This is a genomic window from Pseudomonas sp. 7SR1, from assembly GCF_900156465.1.
In the GTDB taxonomy this organism is placed as follows: Bacteria; Pseudomonadota; Gammaproteobacteria; order Pseudomonadales; family Pseudomonadaceae; genus Aquipseudomonas.
In genome coordinates this window covers 2,652,800-2,673,474 of record NZ_LT707064.1, presented here as the reverse complement: position 1 = coordinate 2,673,474, position 20,675 = coordinate 2,652,800, and the positions used below count along the sequence as shown (strand labels likewise).

The window sequence follows — 20,675 nt, the reverse complement described above, 5'->3', positions numbered from 1 at the left end:
GCCAACGTCATGACGAACCGGGCCGGACACCTTCATTCAATTTTTGCTCTTTGCTTTGCGCGCCGCACACGCCTGTGCCGATAAGTCGCGCTACTTAAGGTCACACAGATGGACATGCAATCGCGAATCCGCCAGCTTTTTCAGGCCAGTATCGACACCAAGCAGCAGGCGATGGACGTACTTGCACCGCACATCGAGCAAGCCAGCCAGGTGATGGTCAACGCCCTGCTCAACGAGGGCAAGATGTTGTCGTGCGGCAACGGCGGCTCGGCCGGCGACGCCCAGCACTTCTCGTCGGAGCTGCTCAATCGCTTCGAGCGCGAGCGCCCGAGCCTGCCGGCCATCGCCCTGACCACCGACAGCTCGACGATCACCTCCATCGCCAACGACTACAGCTACAACGAAGTCTTCTCCAAACAGATCCGCGCCCTGGGCCAGCCTGGCGATGTATTGCTGGCGATCTCCACCAGCGGCAACTCGGCCAACATTATTCAGGCGATCCAGGCCGCACATGATCGCGAAATGATTGTCGTAGCATTGACCGGACGCGATGGCGGCGGCATGGCATCACTGCTCTTGCCCGAGGACGTCGAGATTCGCGTACCGGCCAATGTCACCGCACGTATCCAGGAAGTCCACCTGCTGGCGATCCACTGTCTCTGCGACTTGATCGACAGCCAACTGTTCGGGAGTGAAGAATGACCCCTAATCGCCTTGGCCTTCTGGCCCTGACCCTGTGCCTCGGCATCAGCGGCTGCACATCGGTGGTGAACGCCAGCCGGGAGAAGCCGATTGAAGACGACCGCGGCACCCGCACCTTCGGCAGCAAGATCGACGACTCTCTGATCGAAACCAAGGCCGGCGTGAACATCGCCAAGGCCGACCCGGACCTGGACAACAACTCGCATATCGTCGTCACCAGCTTCAACGGTGTCGTGCTGCTGGCCGGCCAGACCCCGAGGGAAGACCTCAAGGCCAAGGCCGAGCAAGCCGCCAGCGCTGTGCAACGGGTCAAGACCGTCCATAACGAGTTGCAGGTCCTGCCACCCTCCTCGCTGCTGGCGCGCCAGAACGACGCCTGGCTGACCACCAAGATCAAGACCCAGATGCTCACCGATGCCAGTATTCCAGGCTCGCGCATCAAGGTCGTGACCGAGAACGGTATTGTTTATCTGCTGGGTCTGCTGACCAAGCAAGAGGCCGCCCAGGCGACCAATCTGGTGCAGGGAGTTTCCGGGGTGCAGAAGATCGTTAAGTTGTTTGAGTATATTGACTGAGGGCAGTTGCGGTTCTTGATGCTGCGCTTGGCTTGGCTTGGCTTGGCTGGAAAACGGTGCTTCTTCAGATGGGGAAGTGCCGTTTTTTTTGGGGGGGTTGGTTTGTGTGTATATCCGTTTCTGCGGTAACGGCTGCTTAGGGTTCCGCCCTGACGGCGGGTCACTTTTGGAAAAGCGCCAAAAGTAACCAAAAGCGCTTGGCCCCACCACTGGGCACAGACCTTTTGGTTACTTTTGGGGCGTCTGCCAAAAGTGACCCGCCGTAAGGGCGGAACCGTAAGCAGCCGTTACCGCAGAAACGGATCTACACACAAAACCCTACTTCACCACCTTAAGACTAGGCCGCCCACTAGGCCGCGGCGGCTCGTCATCCGGCGGCAAGTCATCATCCGCCTCATACTCATCCTCGCCATCCAATGGCGCTTCCAACTCGAACACCATGCCCTGACCATTCTCCCGGGCGTAGATCCCGAGGATCGAAGCAATAGGCACATACAGCGTGTGCGGCACACCACCAAAGCGCCCTTCGAAACTTACGGCGTCGTTGTCCATGTGCAGATGGCGCACGGCGGCCGGCGAAACGTTGAGGACAATCTGCCCATCACTGGCAAAACCCTGCGGCACCTGCACCGAAGGATACTCGGCGTTGACCAGCATATGCGGGGTGCAATCGTTGTCCACAATCCACTCATAGAGCGCGCGGACCAGATAAGGTCGACTGGAGTTCATAGCGGCTCCCTAAGCCTCAGCGCATGTCGCGCTCGACACCAGACAGGCTTGCCTGGAACGTCTCACGCGCGAATTGGCGCTCCATATAATCAAGCAGCGGCTTGGCGGGCCGCGGCAGTTCGATACCCAGAATCGGCAAACGCCAGAGTATGGGCAATAGGCAGCAATCCACCAGACTTTGTTCCTCACTGAGGAAAAACGGTTTGTCGATGAACAGCGGCGATACGCCTGTCAGGCTTTCGCGCAACTCCTTGCGCGCGACCACCCGATCCGACTCCTTGGTTCGCGGATCCAGGATCAGGTCCACCAATCCGCACCAGTCGCGCTGGATACGATGAATCAGCAGACGGCTGTTCGCACGAGCGACAGGGTACACCGGCAGCAAGGGTGGATGCGGATAACGCTCATCCAGATATTCCATCACCACGGTCGACTCCCATAACGCCAGGTCACGATCGACCAGCGTAGGCAGGCTACCGTAAGGGTTCACCTCGATCAGCTTTGGCGGTTGACGACCCGCCTCGACATAAATGATCTCGGCGCTGACACCTTTCTCTGCCAGTACGATACGTACCCGGTGGGAATAGTGGTCGGCGGGGTCGGAGTAACAGGCCAACCGATTGGTCACGCCCATGGCGATCCTCCTCGCTTGTTGAAATTCTTGAAAAACGGAAAAACGAGCGCGCCCAGAGGGCGTCTCCCGTAACACCTGGCCAACCAGGCTCGTTACACCTTCAGAGACGCCCTTGGGCGCGCACGATTAACAGCAACGGCTTACAGCTTTATCAATGTACGTCTTTCCAGTATTCACGCTTGAGCAGATAGGCGAATACGAAGAAGAACGCCAGGTACAGCAACACGTAGGTACCAATGCGCTGGTGCTCCAGCTTCACCGGGTTCGCCGAGTAAGCCAGGAAGGTTACCAGATTCTTGACCTTCTCATCGAACTGCTCGGGAGTGAGGCTGCCGGTATTGGGCAGGATCGTCAACTGGTCACAAGCCTCATGGGTCAAGGCAGTGCCGGTCAGCGGGTCGAATTGCTTCTTGCCGTCCTCGACGATCTGGACCTGCTTGCAGCCCACGACCTGGCGACCCTGCAGGCCAACCAGGACGTTCGGCATGCCCACGTTCGGGAAGACCTTGTTGTTCACGCCCCATGGACGCGCCGGATCTTCATAGAACGAACGCAGGTAGCCATAGAGCCAGTCGGTCCCACGCACGCGAGCGACCAGGGTCAGGTCGGGCGGCGCGGCGCCGAACCAGGTCTTGGCGTCTGCCGGCTGCATGCCGATGTTCATGTGGTCGCCCAACTTGGCGCCGGTGAACACCAGCTTCTCCAGCATCAACTCATGAGGGATGCCCAGGTCATTGGCCACGCGCTCGTAACGCTGGAACTTGGCACTGTGGCAGCCCATGCAGTAGTTGGCGAAAGTACGGGCACCGTCCTGCATGGCGGCCTTATCGGAAACGTCGATGTCGACTTTTTCCAGTTCTGGTCCGCCGTGTTCGGCCGCGAAGGACAGGACAGGCATGGCAGCGAGAATCAATACAGCGAATAGTTTTTTCATCAGCCAGTCACCCTTTCCGGAACCGGTTTGGTCTTCTCGAGCCTGGTATAGAAAGGCATCAGAATGAAGTAGGCGAAGTACAGGAAGGTGCAGACCTGCGACAGCAACGTACGACCCGGCGTTGGCGCCAATACGCCCAGCACGCCCAGGATCACGAACGAGATGCAGAACACCACGAGCCAGATCCGGCTCAGCCAGCCTTTGTATCGCATCGACTTGACCGGACTGCGGTCCAGCCACGGCAGCACGAACAGCACCGCGATGGCCGCACCCATGGCAATGACCCCCAGCAGCTTGTCCGGAACCGCCCGCAAAATCGCGTAGAACGGTGTGAAGTACCAGACGGGAGCGATGTGCTCAGGCGTCTTGAAGGCGTTCGCCTGCTCGAAGTTCGGTTTCTCCAGGAAGTAACCGCCCATTTCCGGGAAGAAGAACACGATGGAGCAGAAGATGAACAGGAACACCACCACGCCGACGATATCCTTCACGGTGTAGTACGGGTGGAAGGCAATGCCATCCAGCGGTACGCCGTTTTCGTCCTTGAGTTTCTTGATATCCACGCCGTCAGGGTTGTTCGAACCGACTTCATGCAGCGCCAGGATGTGCAGCACCACCAGGCCGAGGATCACGATCGGCAGGGCCACCACATGCAGGGCGAAGAAGCGGTTCAAGGTGATACCCGAGATCAGGTAGTCGCCACGGATCCACTGGGTCAGGTCGTCGCCGATGACAGGAATCGCACCGAACAGCGAGATGATCACCTGGGCACCCCAGTAAGACATCTGGCCCCACGGCAGCAGGTAGCCCATGAAGGCCTCGGCCATCAGCGCCAGGTAGATCAGCATGCCGAAGACCCACACCAGCTCACGAGGCTTCTGGTACGAACCGTAGAGCAGGCCGCGGAACATGTGCAGGTAGACCACGATGAAGAATGCCGAGGCACCGGTGGAGTGCAGCAGACGCAGGATCGAGCCGTACTCGACGTCGCGCATGATGTACTCGACGGAGGCAAACGCCTCTTCCGCCGACGGGGTGTAGCTCATGGTCAGCCAGACACCGGTAACGATCTGGTTGACCAGAACGAGCAGTGCCAGGGAGCCAAAGAAGTAGAAGAAGTTGAAGTTCTTCGGGGCGTAGTACTTGCTGAGATGGTCTTCCCACATTTTGGTCGCGGGAAAGCGCGCATCGAACCAATCCATTAATTTGCTCATCACGCTTTCTCCGTATCGACGCCAACGACAATGATGTCATCGGTCTCATAGGAATGCGGGGGAACTGGCAGGTTCAGAGGTGCGGGTTGCGACTTGTAGACGCGACCGGCCAGGTCGTAATGGGAGCCGTGGCAAGGGCAGAAATAGCCGCCGACCCAATCCTTGCCCAGGTCGGCAGGGGCCACTTCGGGACGGAACGTTGGCGAGCAACCCAGGTGCGTACAGATACCGATCAGCAGCAGGACTTCCGGCTTGATCGAACGCGTTTCAGGGTTGACGTATTCCGGTTGGACCGAGTTCTTGGAGGATGGGTCGGACAACTGACCCTCGATCTTTTTCAGATTCCCCAGGATTTCCTCCGTACGGCGGACGATGAACACCGGCTGGCCGCGCCACTCAGCAATCATCTGCTGGCCTGGCTCGATCTTGCTGACATTCACTTTCACCGGTGCGCCGGCAGCTTTCGCCTTGGCGCTGGGAAACCATGACCCCACGAACGGGACCGCAGCCCCCACCGCTCCTGCAGCACCCACCACGGATGTGGCTGCTACCAGGAAGCGACGCCGGCCTGCATTCACGCCGTCATTGCTCATTCAGTCCTCTCCCATCAGCTTTGTGGCCTGTTGAATCAGGCGTCTACTAAGTAAAAATCTGAACTTATAAAAATTTTGCCGAATGGTAATGAAAACCCCCAATTCTGACAAGGTAATTACCGAGCGGTCATACCGCCAAGCCTTGTAGTATAGGGGCTCTACGGATGTGGCAAGTTGTCACAGCAAATTATTTTGCCCATAAAAAAACGCCCAGCTCCGTATGGAACTGGGCGTTTTTTTGAACGCGAAGACGAATTAACGCTTCGAGTACTGAGGACGCTTACGCGCTTTACGCAGACCGACTTTCTTACGTTCAACTTCGCGAGCATCGCGAGTAACGAAGCCGGCTTTGCGCAGTGGGCTGCGCAGAGTTTCGTCGTAGTCCATCAGGGCACGAGTGATGCCGTGACGGATGGCGCCAGCCTGACCACTTACACCACCACCGATGACAGTGACGTAGATATCGAATTTCTCGATGGTCTCGGTCAGTTCCAGCGGCTGGCGAACGACCATGCGAGCAGTCTCGCGGCCGAAGAAGTTATCCAGGGAGCGGTTGTTGATGGAGATGTTGCCAGTGCCCGGACGCAGGAAAACGCGTGCGGTTGCAGTCTTGCGACGGCCAGTGCCGTAATTTTGAGTCGCCGACATAATGAACTATTCCGTTAAAACTTCAGTTCTTGGGGCTGCTGAGCAGTATGAGGGTGAGCAGCGCCCGCATAAACCTTCAGCTTACGATACATGTCGCGACCCAGCGGGTTCTTAGGCAGCATGCCTTTAACCGCGGTCTCGATCACGCGCTCAGGGGCTTTGGCGATCAGCTTTTCAAAGTTGATCGACTTGATGCCACCAGGAAAACCGGAGTGGGAGTAGTACATCTTGTCAGAGGTCTTGGCACCCGTCACACGTACCTGCTCGGCGTTGATCACAACGATGTAGTCACCGGTGTCGACGTGAGGAGTGTACTCAGGCTTGTGCTTGCCACGCAGACGGCTCGCGATTTCGGTGGCCAGACGACCCAGGGTCTGACCAGCAGCGTCGACGACGAACCAGTCGCGCTTTACTGTTTCCGGTTTAGCAGTAAAAGTTTTCATTCTTTATAGCCTCAGGGGCCGCCCTGTAAATTAGACGGCGGATCTTACTGAATAGTGCGTACTTTGACAAGTCAAAGGCAGCCGGATACAGACGCTTTCGGGGGCTCGGGTCGGCGCGTCCGTTCAACGGCAAGATTCTTCGGCGGCGGGGCATCACTTCCACTGCAGAAAGAGGTGCGCAATTATGCAGATTGCGAAAAATAATTCAACCTGCTTTTATGCTTGCTTTGCCCGAGGAGTCCCCGATGGACTATCGCCAGCTAGGCCGTACCGATCTGAACGTAAGCGCCCTGTGTCTCGGAACCATGACCTGGGGTGAACAGAACAGCGAAGCCGAGGCCTTTGCCCAGATCGAACGCGCCAAGGGTGCCGGCATCAATTTCATCGACACCGCCGAGATGTATCCGGTCCCGCCGAAAGCCGACACCTACGCCACCACCGAACGCTACATCGGCAACTACTTCAGGAGCCGCGGCGACCGCGCCGACTGGATCCTGGCGAGCAAGATCGCCGGTCCCGGCAACACCATCGACTACATCCGCGACAAGAACCTCAAGCACAACCGCCAGCACATCGTCCAGGCGCTGGACGCCAGCCTCAAGCGCCTGCAGACCGACTGGATCGACCTCTACCAACTGCACTGGCCTGAGCGCAGCACCAATTTCTTCGGGCAACTGGGCTACCAGCACAAGGCCGATGAAAACTTCACACCACTGGAAGAAACCCTCGAGGCCCTGGACGAACAGGTGCGGGCCGGCAAGATCCGGCATATCGGCCTGTCCAACGAAACACCCTGGGGCACCATGAAATTCCTTGCCCTGGCCGAAGCCCGTGGCTGGCCGCGCGCGGTGTCGATCCAGAATCCGTACAACCTGCTCAACCGCAGCTTCGAAGTCGGCCTTGCAGAAATTGCCATTCGTGAACAGTGCGGCCTGCTGGCCTACTCACCCTTGGCGTTTGGCTTCCTGTCGGGCAAATATGAGAACGGCGCACGGCCGGCCAAGGGTCGTTTGACCCTCTACAGCCGTTTCACACGCTATTTCAACCCTCAATCGGAAGCCGCGTGCAGCCGGTACGTGGCGCTGGCCCGCGAGCACGGCCTGGACCCGGCTCAGATGGCACTGGCGTTCGTCACCCAACAGCCGTTCGTGACCAGCAACATCATTGGCGCCACCACCCTGGAGCAACTGGACAGCAACATCGAAAGCCTCGACCTGAAGCTGTCGGACGAGGTGCTGGCGGGGATCGAGGCGATCCACAAGGATCAGCCGAACCCGGCGCCTTGATTGATTCATAGGCCCCATCGCGAGCAAGCCCGCTCCCACAGGCGATTTGTGTATGATCACATTGTGATCAGCACAGAACCCTTGTGGGAGCGAGCTTGCTCGCGATAGCGAACCCAGGCTCACCACCGCATCAAAGCGACCGCGCAATGATCTCCTTCATGATTTCATTGGTCCCTGCATAGATCCGCTGCACCCGGGCATCGGCCCACGCACGGGCAATCGGGTATTCCCACATGAAGCCGTAGCCGCCATGCAACTGCACGCACTCGTCGAGCACCTTGCATTGCAGATCGGTGCCCCAGTACTTGGCCATCGCCGCGGTCGGCACGTCGAGCTTGCCTTGCAGGTGCAATTCCAGGCAGCGATCGACGAAAACCCGGCCGATCTGGATTTCGGTGGCCAGTTCCGCGAGCTTGAAACGGGTGTTCTGGAAGTCTGCAATGGATTTACCGAACGCCTTGCGCTCGCGGGTGTAGTCCAGCGTCCACTGCAGCGCGGCTTCGGCCGAGGCCAGGCCGCCGATGGCGACAGTGAGGCGCTCCTGGGGCAGCTCCTGCATCAAGTAGGCGAAACCCATTCCAGCCTGCCCGAGCAGGTTTTCCTTCGGCACGCGGACATCCTGGAAAAACAGTTCCGATGTGTCCTGGGCCTTCATTCCGACCTTTTCCAGGCGCTTGCCTTTTTCGAAGCCAGGCGTGCCCGACTCCACCAGAAACAGGCTGGTGCCCTTGGCGCCGGCCTTCGGGTCAGTCTTGGCGACCACGATCACCAGGTCGGCCAGGAAGCCATTGGTGATGAAGGTTTTCGAGCCGTTGAGGACATACTCATCCCCGTCCAGCACGGCCGTGGTCTTCACCCCTTGCAGGTCGGAACCGGCGCCCGGCTCGGTCATGGCGATGGCCGTGACCATCTCGCCGGAGATCAGTTTCGGCAGGTACTTGTGCTTCAACGCTTCGCTGCCGTAATGCAGGATGTAAGGCGCGACTATGTCCGAGTGCAGTGAGAAACCGATGCCCGTCAGGCCCAGGCGGCCGATTTCCTCGATCACCACCGCGCTGTAGAGAAAGTCCGCCTCCAGCCCGCCATAAGCCTGGGGGAGATGGGAACACAACATGCCCGCCTCCCCCGCCTTGTTCCAGAGCTGGCGGTCGATATGACCCTGTTTTTCCCACTGGCTGTGGTAGGGCACGGCTTCTTTTTCAAGGAAGGTTCGTACGCTGTCACGGAACAATTCGTGCTCGGGACTGAACAGGGTTCTTGGGATCATGACGCACCTTTCGTTATTGTTGGATGTGGTTATCCCACAGAGCCTAAGCCTGCGGGGAGTGACAGGACACTGGACACATCCGACAAAAAATAAGACGATCCAGCCGTCTGGTGACCACTATCCCCTATAAAAATAAAGATGAATTATGTCCAAGCACGTCTCCACGCCCTTGCGGCGCGTCAGCATCCTGGCTATCGACCGGGTCTTCGCCTTCACTCTCATGCAAGCCAAGGATTTTTTCCATCTGGCCAGCCTGCGCTATGGCAAACAACTGGGCCAAGGCCTGACCCCGGCATTTGAAATCCGCCTGGTCAGCCCCGACGGCAAGCCGGTGAACAGCTTCAGCGATGTGATCATCCCGGTGGACGGAGGCCTGGAAAACACCGATGTGATCATCCTGCCCGCGTTCTGGGATGATTTTGACAGCCTTTGCCAGCGCTACCCTCAGATCCTGCCCTGGCTGCGGGAGCAACATGCCCGCGGCGCGGTGCTGTGCGGCGAAGCCACCGGGGTTTTCTGGCTGGCCGAAGCCGGATTGCTCGACGGCAAGGAAGCCACCACCTACTGGCGCTTCTTCAACGCGTTCAAGGAACGTTTTCCCCAGGTGCACCTGAACCAGGACAAGCACCTGACCGATGCCGACAATCTGTTCTGCGCCGGCGGCACGACGTCGGCCTGCGACCTGTACATCTATCTCATCGAACGCTTCTGCGGCGCCAACGTGGCCCAGGCCGTGGCACGGGACATCCTGTATGAAGTGCAGCGCAACTATTCGCCGGGCCGCATCGGCTTCGGTGGCCAGAAGCTGCATCAGGATGTGATCATCCTGCAGATCCAGCAATGGCTCGAAGAACACTTCGCCGACAAGTTCCGCTTCGAGGACGTCGCCCGGGAACATGGCATGAGCATTCGCAACTTCATGCGTCGCTTCCAGACCGCCACCGGGGACAAACCGCTGCATTACCTGCAGCGGCTGCGAATAGAGACCGCCAAGGGCCTGCTGTCCGGTAGCCGCAAGAGCATCAAGACCATCAGCTATGAAGTGGGCTACGACGATGCGAGCTTTTTCGCGCGGCTGTTCCGACAACACACCGACCTGTCGCCGAATCAGTATCGCCAGCAGTTCCAGCAGGCGGCGTAGGCCGAGGGCTTGGCAACGATTCCCTGTGGGAGCGAGCTTGAACTGGCCTAATGATTTTGGACACCTCAATCGGGCGCTATGATAGCGCCCAAATCTGAGGTGTTTGGCTATGCGTAAATCCTATTCGAGAGAGTTCAAACTCAAGGCCGCCAGCATGGTGCTGGACGAGGGGCAATCGGTACCTGAGGTCTGTGTCGGTTTGGATATTGGCCCTACAGCCTTGCGCCGTTGGGTCGATCAGGTTCGTCAGGAACGCCAAGGTTCAACGCCGGCAGGGGCCAAAGCGATTACCGCCGATCAACGTGAGATCCAGGAGCTCAAAGCGTTGCTGCGGCAAAAGGATCGGGATATCGAAATCCTAAAAAAGGCCAGTGCTCTCCTGCTTTTGGACGCCAAAGATCACTCTCGTTGATCTGTGAGCTGGGCGAGCAATACGGCGTCAATGAGTGCTGTCGGGTGCTTGGCATCAACCGCAGCAGCTTTTACGCCTGGCGTCAGCGCCAAGACAAAGTGAATCCTCGGCGAGAAAAGCTCAAGGCCGTGCTGGTCAAGCATCACAAGGCGTCGAGAGAGTCGGCGGGGGCCCGCACCTTGGCCAAGCAGTTGCAAGCCAGCGGACACAGTGTCGGGCGGTTTATGGCTCGCAGTTTGATGCGAGAGGCAGGCATTGTCAGTCGTCAGCGCAGGCGTCATAAGTACAAGTCACCAGGGGTGGAAGCGCTGGTGGCGCCACACATACTCAAGCGCAAGTTTGATGTGACGGCGGTTAATCAGGTGTGGTGTGGAGACGTGACGTACATCAAGGTGGGCAAGCGATGGCTGTACTTCGCGGCGGTTCTGGATTTGTATGCTCGCCGGGTGGTGGGTTGGGCGTTTTCGATGATCTCCGATGCCACGTTGACCTGCGAAGCTCTACGAATGGCGGTTGAAGTGCGCCGTCGCCCTGCAAACGTGCTGTTTCACTCCGACCAGGGTTGCCAGTACACCAGCCATAAATTCAGGAATGTACTGATGGAACACGGGCTACAGCAGAGCATGAGTCGTAAAGGCGAATGCTGGGACAACGCCCCAATGGAGCGTTTCTTTGGAAGTCTGAAATCAGAGTGGGTACCCGAAACAGGCTACGAATCCGAGCATGAAGCCCGAGCGGATGTGCAGCGCTATGTATCGCGCTACAACACCGTCAGGCCTCATAGCTACAACGACTATCGGTCACCGGTCGCCAAAGAACGGCTGGCGGCGTAAGCCTTAACTGGTGTCCAAGATTACTTGACCAGTTCAGCTTGCTCGCGATGGCGATGGTTCGGCAGCACTGATGTTGACTGACAAGACGCCAGCGCGAGCAAGCTCGCTGCCACAGGGTTATCCGTGAACTGCTGATCTGGCGCGCACAAAAAAGGCCTGCGATCGCAGGCCCTTCCTGTTTTCCGAATCACCCTACGGCTTGTGCGCCCGCGACAGGAACTCGTGGGATTGCATTTCCAGCAGGCGACTCAGGGTCCGCTGGAATTCGAAGGTCAGGCGACCGCCGGTGTAGAGGTCCTTGAGTTCGACTTCGGCCGAGATGATCAACTTGACGTTGCGGTCGTAGAATTCGTCCACCATGTTGATGAAGCGGCGAGCGATGTCGTCGGTGGTGACGCTCATCTGTTCGACGCCACTGAGCAGCACGGCATGGAAGATCTTGCCCAGTTCGATGTAGTCGTTCTGGCTACGAGGGCCGTCGCACAGCTCGCGGAAGTCGAACCAGGCCACGTCGTCACAGGTGCGAATGGCACGGATCTCGCGATTCTCGATGATCAGCACGTCGTTTTCGACCGCCTGGGTGCATTCCGGTGTCAGGGCACGGAAGCTCTTGCGCAGGCTTTCTTCGGCAGCGGCATCCAGGGGGTAATGGAACAGTTCCGCCTGCTCGAGATGACGCAGGCGATAGTCGACGCCGCTGTCGACGTTGACGATTTCCGTGTGTTCCTTGATCAGCGCAATGGCTGGCAGGAAGCGCGCTCGCTGCAGGCCGTCCTTGTAGAGGCCGTCCGGCACGATGTTGGAGGTGGCGACCAGGGTCACGCCATTCTTGAACAACTCCTCCATCAAGGTGCCGAGGATCATGGCATCGGTGATATCGGAGACAAAGAATTCGTCGAAGCAGATCACCCGTGTTTCGCTGGCAAAACGCTTGGCGATGATGGTCAGCGGGTTCTTCTCGCCGCCCAGGGTCTTCATTTCTTCGTGCACCCGCTTCATGAAGCGGTGGAAGTGCGTCCGGGTCTTTTCCTTGAACGGCAGCGCTTCGAAGAACGTGTCCACCAGGTAGGTCTTGCCACGGCCCACGCCACCCCAGAAGTACAGGCCCTTGACCGGTGCCTGCTCCTTCTTGCCGAACAGTTTGCCCAACAAGCCCGGCTTGTTGTTCGACGCGGCGATCAAGTCATCGTACAGGCGCTGCAAGTGCCGCACTGCCGTTTCCTGGGCTGCGTCGTGGAAGAACTCCGGGCGTTTCAGATCAGCTTGATATCGTTCTAGGGGTGTCATATTCGTTAGCAAGGCAACAAAAACGGGCAGCCACTGTAGCGACGGCCCCGAGGAATGGCAATCGGCCCTTATTCGGGCCGATGGTCGGGTGGTGCTTCGAATCAGTCCTGCGCGGGTGTCAGCGCAACGTGCAGCGCCTCGATGGCGGCATCCCGGGCGGCTTCGTCCGCGAACGCCGGGCTGTCTGCCACGCATTCACCTTCGAGCCAGACACTGAAGGCCAATGCCTCGCTGCGCACGTCCAAGGGTTGGCCGGATTGCAGTTGCTTGGTGACCTGGCCGGCCGTCTTGCCATCGGCAAAATGACGAGACAACAGCAATTGCTCGCCATCGGCCGCCAGCAACCGGAAGCGGAAGCTGCCGTCGTCCTCGCGGAAGCTGACGAAGCGCGCAGCCTTGGCGGCTTTCTTCTTCGTGCTGGCGGCCACCTTGACCTGGCTGACGAACGAGCGCAGGCCGACGGCTTCGCGCAGCTCGTTGAGAAACGGCGTCGCCACGGCCCGGGCTTTCTTCGCGCCCAGTTGCAGGAGGTCTTCCAGGTCCGCCGGACGCTCGATCAACTGGTGATAACGCTCTCGGGACTCCCCCAACTGTTCGTCCAGCAGCAGGAACAGACGGTTCTTGGCCTCGCCCCAACCCAGGCCCTGCAACAGCTCGCTACGGAACTCGGCGGCCTGCTCCGGGGTGGCGAACGCCTGGAACAACGTGAACAAGTGCGAGGTGTCCGGATCCTTCGCTTCGCCCGGGGCGCGGGAGTCGGTGACGATCCGCGAGATCGCCTCTTTCATGTCCTTGGCGCTGCTGAACAGAGGGATGGTGTTGTCGTAGCTCTTGGACATCTTGCGACCGTCCAGGCCCGGCAGCGTGGCGACGCTCTCCTCGATCAGTGCCTCGGGCAGGGTGAAGAACTCCTTGCCCTGGCCGAACAGGTGATTGAAGCGCTGGCCGATGTCCCGGGCCATTTCAACGTGCTGGATCTGGTCACGACCGACCGGCACCTTGTGAGCATTGAACATCAGAATGTCGGCGGCCATCAGCACCGGATAGCTGTACAGGCCCATGGTGATGCCGGCGTCCGGGTCTTCACCGGCCTCGACGTTCTTGTCCACCGAGGCCTTGTACGCATGGGCGCGGTTGAGCAGGCCCTTGGCGGCGACGCAGGTCAGCAACCAGGTCAGTTCCGGGATCTCGGGAATATCGGACTGGCGATAAAAGGTCACGCGGTTCACATCCAGGCCGCCGGCCAGCCAGGTCGCGGCGATCTCCAGGCGCGAGCGCTGGATGCGCAGCGGATCATCGCACTTGATCAGGGCATGGTAATCCGCCAGGAAGTAGAACGAATCGGCATTGCTGTCGCGGCTGGCAAGGATCGCCGGGCGGATGGCGCCAGCGTAGTTGCCCAGGTGCGGGGTGCCGGTGGTGGTGATGCCGGTCAGGATGCGGGTACGAGTGGTCATGGGTTATCGCTTGTCAGGCTGCTGTCAGTTCGAGAGGCGCGGCAGGAGAAGATCCTTGAGATCGGTCAGCTTGCCATGAAAAAAGTGTCCGCATTCTGCCACTTTCAGCAGCTCATGGGGGCGTTGGAGCGCATCGGACCATTCGTAGACCAGGCGGGGCTCGACCACTTCGTCGTCTTCCGGCTGGATCACGGTCAACGCACCGCCGGTCGGCAGGGGCGACTGTTCATCCAGGCGCATCACCGCCGGGGCCACCATGAACAGGTGCTTGAGCGACTGGCCCTGGGCTTCGAGCCGTCCGCCAAGGCTGGCAGCGACGAAGCCGCCGAAGGAAAAACCGAACAGGGTCAGGGGCAAGCCAGGGTGTTTTTCCCGCAGCCACGCCGCCGCAGCCTGGGCATCGTCCACTTCGCCGGTGCCCATGTCGTGGCTGCCGGCGCTGGCGCCAACGCCACGATAATTGAAACGCAAGGTAACCAGGCCGGCATCCCGGGCGGTGCGCTGCAGGGTCGACACCACTTTGTTGAGCATGGTCCCGCCCTGCACCGGGTTCGGGTGGCAGATCAGCGCCAGGCCGCGGGGCGCCTCGCTGTCCAGGTACAAGGCTTCCAGTTGGCCCACTGGGCCATCGATGACTACAGGGGTTTCGCGCATAAGCAAGGGAAAGAACTCCGTGACCCCGAATTGGGTCGACTCGTCTAGCTAAAAGTCTGTGCCTGGCATGATTGCGATGTTCTTCGCGGTATACAGCGCAGGTCCGAGCCGTTAACGTAAAGCAAAGCCGTTTATAGAGGAAGGACTCGTGGAACACTCGCTCTTAGTTTGGTTGTTGCCGACTCTTGCCCTGGTCGCCGGTGTCGCCATTGGATTCCTGCTTGCCCGACTGCTGCCCAATGCGGTGCCCAACAGCACGCAACGCCAGCTGGACGACATCCAGGAACGTTTCGACAGTTATCAGAATGAAGTGGTCACTCACTTCAACAGCACCGCTGCCCTGGTGAAGAAACTCACCCAGAGCTACCAGGATGTCCAGGATCACCTGTCCGAGGGCGCCAACCGCCTGGCCCTGGACGAGCAGACTCGCCAACGCCTGCTGGCCGCCCTGCACGCCGATGCAGGACAGGCTCCCCGGGAACGCCTGACCCCGCCACGAGAGGTTCAGGAACCGCCACGGGACTACGCGCCCAAGGCGCCCAACTCCCCCGGCATGCTCGATGAGCATTACGGCTTGAAAAAGTAATCAGGCAGCGACACGAAAAAGCCCGCCCCGATCCTGTGATCCCGGCGGGCTTTTTCTTGAGCTCGCGCAGCGGCCGGCTCAGAACGCCAGTTGCAGGGTTTGCTGGCCCTCGAGGCTGAGCAGCAACTGCTTGGCGGCGAGCCCGCCGGCGAAACCGGTGAGACTGCCGGAAGTGCCGATGACACGGTGGCACGGTGCGATGATCGAGATGGGATTGCGGCCATTGGCGGCGCCCACCGCTCGCACGGCGGTCGGTTGGCCGATCTGGATGGCGATGTCGCGGTAACTGCGGGTTTCGCCAAAAGGAATGCCCAGCAGCGCCTGCCAGACCCGCACCTGGAAATCCGTACCGGCAAAGTCCAGCTCCAGCTCGAAACGGCGACGCTGGCCGGCGAAATACTCCATGAGCTGGCGTTCGGTTTCCTTGAGCACCGGGTGCTGGCTGTCTTCTTCCAGGGGCCCCAGGCGCACGCGGTTGAGTCGTTCGTTTTCCCACAGGACGGCGGCCAGTTTCGTCTCCCGGGCTACGAGGATCAGTTGACCCACGGGAGATTGAATGGTCTTGCAGCTGGGTAACATCGATTCATTCCTCTACTGCCCCTGGCCGTTATCGCCACGGAGCCTCTCGACATCATCAGGCTCTATACGAAACGTCGCCAAGCGGTAATCAGGCACGGCGAAAACCGACAAGAAAGCGGAGTTGACTGATTGTAGATGAGCATTCCGATCGGACTCGCGCATGAGCCTGTTTTCAACGCAGCATGATCGTCGCGCAGGCAGTTTTCGTACAGAGCCTGGAACACACTCAGCCCAGCAACCCCAACTCCTTCGCCCGCGCCACGGCCTGGGTACGCCGCTCCACGCCAAGCTTGCTGTTGATGTGGCTGGCGTGGGTCTTGACGGTGTGCAGCGAAATGAACAGTTGCTCGCTGATTTCCTGGTTCGAACAGCCTCGGGCAATCAGTTGCAACACCGCGCGCTCGCGGCTGCTGAGGGCTTCGACAGGCGCCGGGGCATCGGCTGCTTGCGCCGTCGCCGACGGCAGGCGCTCCAGCAGGCTCTGGCACAGGGGCGTGGACGGCGCGTGCAGCAGTTGCTCACGCAGCCAGTCCCGATGTTCCTCGGCCAATAGCCATTGGAACGGTTGCAGCACACCGCCGGCGGCGGCGTCGAACGCCTGGGCCAGGGCACTGCGAGCGGCCGGCTCGCGGCCGATGCTCAACAGCAGCGCCACTTTCTGGTTCAGCGCCATCACGCTGAGCATCTGCCGACCGGTCTGCTGGCCATGTTCGAGCAAGGCATTGAGCCGCCCTTCGGCCAGCATCGGTTGGCCCCGGATGGATTCCAGTACGGCCTGCTGCAATTCCACATGCAACGGCAATTGCGGATGGAACTCCGGCGGCGCGGCGGCCCGCTCGCCCGTGTAGGTCCGCCCCAACCGCAACAGCCAGGCCTCGGCGAGATCGGTGCGTCCCTGGGCCAGCCAGAGCTCGCATTTGACCAGGGTGATCATCGCCAGGTAGTAGACCGGCGGAACGTCCCAGATATGCATCAGGCGTTCGGCCTCGGCCAGTTCGGCGAAAGCGCGGGCAAACTCGCCGTTATGGCCTTCGACCCTTGCGATCACGCAATGGCCAATCAAAACGCTGATATCGCGACAGGCGCGGGCTTCGGTGAGGCCCGCCTGCAACCGCGTCAGTCCGGCCTCGGGCTGCATGCGCAAGGTCAGCAGGAAGCCCTCGTAGAGGGTCAACCGCGCCCGCACCGCATACAGCCGTTGTGGCGACAGCTTGTGCAGGCGCTGCTGGCCCTGGCGCACCTCATCCAGTGCCCGCACGATTTCCCCCCGGGCCTGCAGCACCCGGGCGCGATCGTAATGGGCCAGGGCTTCGAACAAGGGGTTGCCGACCCGCTGCGCCAGTTCCAGGGAATCGCGATTCAGGTTGCGTGCACGCCACAGGTCGCCGTCGGCAATCGCCAGGTTCGAGAGTGTGGACAGACACATCAGGCGCTGGCCATAGCGCTTTTGCGGCAGGCTCTCCAGGGCTTCGGTGCAATAACGCACCGTGGCCTCACGATCCCCACGCCCTCGGGCGACGATACCGCTCAGCGCCAGCCACTGGGCAAGCATGGACTTCTGCGCGGTAGCCGAAGGCGCCGGCAGGAAACGACTCAAGTGGGCGGCCAGCTCCTCGGCCGCATCCAGTTGGCAGGCCAGCCCCAGCGCCCAGCTGTAGAGCACGATGAGCCGAGGCGTACTGATGAGCAGGCTGTCCGGCAGGTCCATTTTCCAGCGCAGCAACATGCCGACGTTCTGCTCGGCCAGCAATTGCTCTTCCGAAAGGTTCTGCACCAGGTTTGCCGCCACGTCCAGGTGCCCTGCCCGCAAGGCCTGTTCCACGGCCTCGTCGATCAGGCCTTGGGCGTTGAACCAGCGACAGGCCCGCAGGTGCAAGGTGGCCGCGGGCACCATGGCCGACTCGCTGGGACGGCTGCGCAGCAGATCGGAGAACAGATGGTGATAACGATACCAGCGACCATGTTCGTCCAATGGCACCAGAAAGACCTGGTGGGCCGCCAGGTAGCGCAGGATCTCGGCGCTGTCATGGGCTTCACGCACGGCGTCGCACAACTCGCTGCAGAAGCGCTCCTGCGGCGCGGTGTCGTAGAGGAACGCCTGCACATCGGCAGGCAGGCAGTCGATCACTTCCTCCAGCAGATAATCGCGGATCAGCCCTTCCCCGCCATGCAGCGCCTGGGGCAATCGGCCCTCGGTGCCGGCTTCGGAGGCCGCCAGCAGCCAGAAACGCAACCCCGCCACCCAGCCTTCGCTGCGCTGGATGAGATTCTCCAGGGCTTCGCCGCGCAACGAAATGCTGTGATGCTCGAGCAGTATCTGGGCTTCGTCGTGAGTCAGGCGCAGGTCCTGCTCGTTCAGTTCGAGCAGTTGCCGCGACAGGCGCAGGCGCGCCAGATGCCAGTCCGGTCTCTGGCGGCTGGTAACCAGCACCAGTAATCCGTCAGGCAGGTGGTTGAGGAAAAACTGCAGGCAACGATCCAGGACGGCGCCCTGGGCCAGGTGATAATCGTCGAGCACCAGCAGCAAGGGGAAGCAGGGCGACAGGTGGGTGGTCAGTTCATCCAGCAGGCCGTCGAGCCACTCTTCGAACGCGAAGGGTTGGTGGCGCTGACGCATCTTCAGCAACCCCAGCGCACGGCCTCCCAACTGGGGGAAAAAGGCCTGGAGCCCTTCGAGCAGCCGCTCCAGGAAACGCCCCGGGTCGCTATCGCGGGTATTGAGACCCAGCCAGAGGCTTTGCCAATGGGCCGGCAGGCTCTGGCAGAACTCCACGGCCAGGGAGCTTTTCCCGAACCCCGCCGGTGCACTCACCAGCAGCAACCGACCACCGAGCCCCGCGCTCAAGCGCTCGCACAACCGTGGACGCGCGACGTGCCCATCGGGCAGCGGCGGTCGGTAGAAGCGCCCGTCCCGTACCGCGATGGCTGCGCGGTCAGAGTGTGCAGGTGCAGACAAATCAGTCATGGCCGGCTCTTGTTGAATTACGGATGGCGGCGTTGCAGATTTTCGCAGACTAGCGGTAAACGGGAAGGTATTGAAGGGAGTGCTACAAATGGCTACAAAAAGACTACACGTCGATTCAACTTGAAAGGCGCGTCAGGCATGACTTCTGTGGCGAGGGGTTCATCCCCGTTGTGCTGCGAAGCGGCCCCAAAGATTGAAGGCATCTATCTGTCGCTTCGAGTTGGCGGGTTGAGGGGCCGCTTCGCGACCCAACGGGGATGAACCCCGCGCCACAACGTTGTGTTTACCCGCTCATTTGTGTTTAGCCCCAACAAAAAAACGCCCCGAACCAGTCGGGGCGTTTTTTCGAGGATGCGGCCTCGGGTAAAGCCATTAGCGGATACCGTCCTGGCGCAGCGCGTTCGGGGTGAAGTCGGCGGTGCTGGCGGTGAAGCCGAAGTCGTAGGCCGATTTCTCCTCGTTCTTCATGCCCAGGGCCAGGTAGCGCCCGGACTGCAGGTCATAGAGGGTTTCCAGGGCGTACCACGGCACCTGCTTGTCGTAGTAGTTCTCGGCATGGGCCTCGGCGACGCGCCAGAGCTGGCCACGACCGTCGTAATGATCGATCACCGCGGCTTGCCAGGTGTCTTCATCGATGAAGAAGTCACGCTTGGCGTAGATATGGCGCTGGCCTTCCTTCAGGGTCGCGGTCACATGCCAGACACGACGCAGCTCGTAGCGCGCCAGGTCCTGGTTGACGTGGCCGGCCTTGAGGATGTCGGCGTACTTGAGTTGCGGCGAGTCGATCTTGTAGCTGTTGGCGGCGATGTACAGCTCTTTCTTGCCTACCAGTTTCCAGTCGTAGCGATCCGGCGCACCGTTGTACATGTCCAGGTTGTCGGAGGTACGCAGGCCGTCGGCGGCGGTCCCCGGGCCGTCATAGGACACTTGTGGCGCACGGCGCACACGGCGCTGGCCGGCGTTGTAGACCCAGGCCGAGCGAGGTTCCTTCACCTGGTCGAGGGTTTCGTGCACCAGTAGCACACCACCGGCCAGGCGCGCCGGCGCGGTCACTTGCTGCTTGAAGTAGAACAGGATGTTGCCGGGGTTGGCTGGATCGAAGTCCTTCATCTTGTCGCGGAACACGAACTGGTCGCGGAAGTACACCAGGCTGTAGGAGCCGTTGGGCTGCGGGGTGGCCTGAGTCACCAGGCGGGTCACGCTGCCGCCGCGATAACGGGTGATGTGGTTCCAGATCACTTCGACGCCGCTCTGGGGAATCGGGAACGGAATGGCCGTCTCGAAGTTCTCCAGGCCGTTGCCACCGGATACCAGCTTGGTGTTGACCGCATTCTTCTTGATGGAGGCGAACACCTCATCCGGAACGGTGGCACCGCGATGGGATGGGTAGACCGGCATCTTGAAGCTTTCCGGGTAGCGCTTGAACATCGCGTACTGGCCCGGCGCGAGCTTGTCCTTGTACTGGTCGACGTTCTGCGCGGTGATGGTGAACAACGGTTTTTCACTGGCGAACGGATCGGACAGGAAACCCTTGCTGTCCACGGAACCGGCGTTCTTGGCCATGGGTTTCCAGGCTGGGATCGAACCGTCGGCATTGCCGGCCATCTCGGCGCCCATCGGCGTCAGGCTCTTGCCCAGTTTGTCGGCTTCGGCGGCAGGCACCGCCGCCATGACGCTGGCGGCCAGCAGGGAAAGCCCCAACGCACCGACCTGCAACAGACTCTTTGTTATTTTCATAG

General features: G+C 60.3%; 21 protein-coding genes. 7 read left to right on the top strand and 14 right to left on the bottom strand.

Going from position 1 to position 20,675, the window contains the following annotated elements; genetic code table 11:
• The first annotated feature begins 108 nt into the window (after positions 1–108).
• Positions 109–702, top strand: a complete 594-nt coding sequence (locus BW992_RS12215; protein WP_007928463.1) for a phosphoheptose isomerase — start codon at positions 109–111, stop codon at positions 700–702.
• Positions 699–1,277 carry a BON domain-containing protein gene (locus tag BW992_RS12210; protein WP_072396938.1) on the top strand — a complete coding sequence of 193 codons (579 nt, stop codon included), beginning with the start codon at positions 699–701 and terminating at the stop codon, positions 1,275–1,277. The genes BW992_RS12215 and BW992_RS12210 overlap by 4 nt, the downstream gene beginning before the upstream one ends.
• Before the next feature lie 318 nt (positions 1,278–1,595).
• On the opposite strand, the gene BW992_RS12205 is transcribed toward BW992_RS12210, so the two are convergent.
• The 7 genes from BW992_RS12205 to rplM all read right to left on the bottom strand — a co-directional run bounded on the left by BW992_RS12205 (position 1,596) and on the right by rplM (position 6,469).
• Positions 1,596–2,006, bottom strand: coding sequence for a ClpXP protease specificity-enhancing factor (locus tag BW992_RS12205; RefSeq protein ID WP_072396936.1), 411 nt, complete (start codon positions 2,004–2,006; stop codon positions 1,596–1,598).
• A gap of 16 nt (positions 2,007–2,022) precedes the next feature.
• A complete protein-coding gene (locus BW992_RS12200) occupies positions 2,023–2,640 on the bottom strand; it encodes a glutathione S-transferase N-terminal domain-containing protein (protein WP_072396934.1) in 618 nt (205 codons plus the stop codon).
• Between the two features lie 151 nt (positions 2,641–2,791).
• A complete protein-coding gene (locus BW992_RS12195) occupies positions 2,792–3,574 on the bottom strand; it encodes a cytochrome c1 (RefSeq protein ID WP_072396932.1) in 783 nt (260 codons plus the stop codon).
• Complete coding sequence (locus BW992_RS12190; RefSeq protein ID WP_053146468.1) at positions 3,574–4,785, bottom strand: cytochrome b; 1,212 nt, start codon at positions 4,783–4,785, stop codon at positions 3,574–3,576. The genes BW992_RS12195 and BW992_RS12190 overlap by 1 nt, the downstream gene beginning before the upstream one ends.
• Positions 4,785–5,378: a ubiquinol-cytochrome c reductase iron-sulfur subunit gene (gene petA, locus BW992_RS12185; protein WP_039591565.1), complete on the bottom strand. Its 594-nt coding sequence runs from the start codon at positions 5,376–5,378 to the stop codon at positions 4,785–4,787. Before petA ends, BW992_RS12190 begins: the two co-directional genes overlap by 1 nt.
• A gap of 255 nt (positions 5,379–5,633) precedes the next feature.
• A complete protein-coding gene (rpsI, locus tag BW992_RS12180) occupies positions 5,634–6,026 on the bottom strand; it encodes a 30S ribosomal protein S9 (RefSeq protein WP_072396930.1) in 393 nt (130 codons plus the stop codon).
• Positions 6,027–6,040: 14 nt separating this feature from the next.
• Positions 6,041–6,469: a 50S ribosomal protein L13 gene (rplM, locus tag BW992_RS12175; protein ID WP_053146474.1), complete on the bottom strand. Its 429-nt coding sequence runs from the start codon at positions 6,467–6,469 to the stop codon at positions 6,041–6,043.
• 245 nt (positions 6,470–6,714) lie between these two features.
• Between rplM and BW992_RS12170 the strand changes: the two genes are divergently transcribed.
• A complete protein-coding gene (locus BW992_RS12170; protein ID WP_076406297.1) occupies positions 6,715–7,755 on the top strand; it encodes an NADP(H)-dependent aldo-keto reductase in 1,041 nt (346 codons plus the stop codon).
• Between the two features lie 130 nt (positions 7,756–7,885).
• Here BW992_RS12170 and BW992_RS12165 read toward each other — a convergent pair whose 3' ends face one another.
• Positions 7,886–9,022 carry an acyl-CoA dehydrogenase family protein gene (locus tag BW992_RS12165; RefSeq protein WP_076406295.1) on the bottom strand — a complete coding sequence of 379 codons (1,137 nt, stop codon included), beginning with the start codon at positions 9,020–9,022 and terminating at the stop codon, positions 7,886–7,888.
• Positions 9,023–9,266: 244 nt separating this feature from the next.
• Here BW992_RS12165 and BW992_RS12160 point away from each other — a divergent pair, with 244 nt between their 5' ends.
• The 3 genes from BW992_RS12160 to BW992_RS12150 all read left to right on the top strand — a co-directional run bounded on the left by BW992_RS12160 (position 9,267) and on the right by BW992_RS12150 (position 11,408).
• Complete coding sequence (locus tag BW992_RS12160) at positions 9,267–10,163, top strand: GlxA family transcriptional regulator (protein WP_172834656.1); 897 nt, start codon at positions 9,267–9,269, stop codon at positions 10,161–10,163.
• Positions 10,164–10,272: 109 nt separating this feature from the next.
• Positions 10,273–10,575 carry an IS3 family transposase gene (locus tag BW992_RS27210; protein WP_072430580.1) on the top strand — a complete coding sequence of 101 codons (303 nt, stop codon included), beginning with the start codon at positions 10,273–10,275 and terminating at the stop codon, positions 10,573–10,575.
• Positions 10,572–11,408 (top strand): IS3 family transposase, encoded by an 837-nt coding sequence (locus BW992_RS12150; protein ID WP_072430581.1) that lies wholly within the window; start codon positions 10,572–10,574, stop codon positions 11,406–11,408. Before BW992_RS27210 ends, BW992_RS12150 begins: the two co-directional genes overlap by 4 nt.
• 192 nt (positions 11,409–11,600) lie before the next feature.
• On the opposite strand, the gene zapE is transcribed toward BW992_RS12150, so the two are convergent.
• The 3 genes from zapE to BW992_RS12135 all read right to left on the bottom strand — a co-directional run bounded on the left by zapE (position 11,601) and on the right by BW992_RS12135 (position 14,806).
• Positions 11,601–12,695 (bottom strand): cell division protein ZapE, encoded by a 1,095-nt coding sequence (gene zapE, locus BW992_RS12145; protein ID WP_072396921.1) that lies wholly within the window; start codon positions 12,693–12,695, stop codon positions 11,601–11,603.
• Between the two features lie 101 nt (positions 12,696–12,796).
• Entirely contained in the window at positions 12,797–14,152 is a 1,356-nt protein-coding gene (locus BW992_RS12140) for a tryptophan--tRNA ligase (RefSeq protein ID WP_076406293.1), read from the bottom strand.
• 24 nt (positions 14,153–14,176) lie between these two features.
• Complete coding sequence (locus BW992_RS12135; protein ID WP_076406291.1) at positions 14,177–14,806, bottom strand: alpha/beta hydrolase; 630 nt, start codon at positions 14,804–14,806, stop codon at positions 14,177–14,179.
• A 148-nt stretch (positions 14,807–14,954) separates the two neighbouring features.
• Here BW992_RS12135 and BW992_RS12130 point away from each other — a divergent pair, with 148 nt between their 5' ends.
• Positions 14,955–15,392, top strand: coding sequence for a YhcB family protein (locus BW992_RS12130; RefSeq protein ID WP_072396905.1), 438 nt, complete (start codon positions 14,955–14,957; stop codon positions 15,390–15,392).
• Positions 15,393–15,470: 78 nt separating this feature from the next.
• On the opposite strand, the gene BW992_RS12125 is transcribed toward BW992_RS12130, so the two are convergent.
• The 3 genes from BW992_RS12125 to BW992_RS12115 form a co-directional block, all read right to left on the bottom strand.
• Complete coding sequence (locus BW992_RS12125) at positions 15,471–15,971, bottom strand: methylated-DNA--[protein]-cysteine S-methyltransferase (protein WP_072396903.1); 501 nt, start codon at positions 15,969–15,971, stop codon at positions 15,471–15,473.
• 226 nt (positions 15,972–16,197) lie between these two features.
• A complete protein-coding gene (locus tag BW992_RS12120) occupies positions 16,198–18,936 on the bottom strand; it encodes a LuxR C-terminal-related transcriptional regulator (RefSeq protein WP_076406289.1) in 2,739 nt (912 codons plus the stop codon).
• Between the two features lie 372 nt (positions 18,937–19,308).
• Positions 19,309–20,673 carry a DUF1329 domain-containing protein gene (locus BW992_RS12115; protein ID WP_072396899.1) on the bottom strand — a complete coding sequence of 455 codons (1,365 nt, stop codon included), beginning with the start codon at positions 20,671–20,673 and terminating at the stop codon, positions 19,309–19,311.
• Positions 20,674–20,675: the final 2 nt, after the last annotated feature.

Bases quoted from the DNA above. Each gene is read 5' to 3' on its own strand.
- BW992_RS12190 (WP_053146468.1), bottom strand. From the start codon at position 4,785: ATGAGCAAATTAATGGATTGGTTCGATGCGCGCTTTCCCGCGACCAAA.
- BW992_RS27210 (WP_072430580.1), top strand. From the start codon at position 10,273: ATGCGTAAATCCTATTCGAGAGAGTTCAAACTCAAGGCCGCCAGCATG.
- BW992_RS12195 (WP_072396932.1), bottom strand. From the start codon at position 3,574: ATGAAAAAACTATTCGCTGTATTGATTCTCGCTGCCATGCCTGTCCTG.
- BW992_RS12135 (WP_076406291.1), bottom strand. From the start codon at position 14,806: ATGCGCGAAACCCCTGTAGTCATCGATGGCCCAGTGGGCCAACTGGAA.
- BW992_RS12115 (WP_072396899.1), bottom strand. From the start codon at position 20,673: ATGAAAATAACAAAGAGTCTGTTGCAGGTCGGTGCGTTGGGGCTTTCC.
- BW992_RS12125 (WP_072396903.1), bottom strand. From the start codon at position 15,971: ATGTTACCCAGCTGCAAGACCATTCAATCTCCCGTGGGTCAACTGATC.
- rplM (WP_053146474.1), bottom strand. From the start codon at position 6,469: ATGAAAACTTTTACTGCTAAACCGGAAACAGTAAAGCGCGACTGGTTC.
- petA (WP_039591565.1), bottom strand. From the start codon at position 5,378: ATGAGCAATGACGGCGTGAATGCAGGCCGGCGTCGCTTCCTGGTAGCA.
- rpsI (WP_072396930.1), bottom strand. From the start codon at position 6,026: ATGTCGGCGACTCAAAATTACGGCACTGGCCGTCGCAAGACTGCAACC.
- zapE (WP_072396921.1), bottom strand. From the start codon at position 12,695: ATGACACCCCTAGAACGATATCAAGCTGATCTGAAACGCCCGGAGTTC.
- BW992_RS12165 (WP_076406295.1), bottom strand. From the start codon at position 9,022: ATGATCCCAAGAACCCTGTTCAGTCCCGAGCACGAATTGTTCCGTGAC.
- BW992_RS12215 (WP_007928463.1), top strand. From the start codon at position 109: ATGGACATGCAATCGCGAATCCGCCAGCTTTTTCAGGCCAGTATCGAC.
- BW992_RS12200 (WP_072396934.1), bottom strand. From the start codon at position 2,640: ATGGGCGTGACCAATCGGTTGGCCTGTTACTCCGACCCCGCCGACCAC.
- BW992_RS12210 (WP_072396938.1), top strand. From the start codon at position 699: ATGACCCCTAATCGCCTTGGCCTTCTGGCCCTGACCCTGTGCCTCGGC.
- BW992_RS12170 (WP_076406297.1), top strand. From the start codon at position 6,715: ATGGACTATCGCCAGCTAGGCCGTACCGATCTGAACGTAAGCGCCCTG.
- BW992_RS12140 (WP_076406293.1), bottom strand. From the start codon at position 14,152: ATGACCACTCGTACCCGCATCCTGACCGGCATCACCACCACCGGCACC.
- BW992_RS12120 (WP_076406289.1), bottom strand. From the start codon at position 18,936: ATGACTGATTTGTCTGCACCTGCACACTCTGACCGCGCAGCCATCGCG.
- BW992_RS12205 (WP_072396936.1), bottom strand. From the start codon at position 2,006: ATGAACTCCAGTCGACCTTATCTGGTCCGCGCGCTCTATGAGTGGATT.